1 protein-coding gene is annotated in these 415 nt (G+C 53.7%); it reads right to left on the reverse strand.

From position 1 onward, the window contains the following. Positions 1-415, reverse strand: a 415-nt coding sequence (locus tag A3730_RS08505) for a HupE/UreJ family protein (protein ID WP_197477375.1), incomplete at both ends; no start/stop codon positions are given.

Below are 415 nucleotides of genomic sequence, written 5' to 3' on the forward strand. Positions count from 1 at the left end.
TCCTGTTTTTCCATCTTCATATCGAAGCGCTTCTGATAGTCCTTCAACGGAGAACGCGCGGCATCCATATCTTCATGGGTATGGCTGTGGTCATCCTTGTTGAGCGGAAATTCATCCGGGCTGGCGGAATGCAGATAACCATGCAGCTGCATCAACAGCAGCAGCACACCCAGCATCATCAACAGCCAGTTGGTGGCACGGCTGAAGCGTTTGAACGACTCGGTACGACGCCAGCCGGACAACAGGAACAACATCACCGCCAGGGCCGCAATCTGCCCGGCCTCTACACCAAGATTAAAAGCCAGGATGCGCAACACCAGGCCATCTTCTGCCAATGGCAGCTGCTGCAAACGGGTGGAAAGTCCAAAACCATGAATCAACCCGAAGGCAAATACCATCCAAGTCAGGTTGGGTG

The organism is Alcanivorax sp. HI0044, from assembly GCF_001634945.1.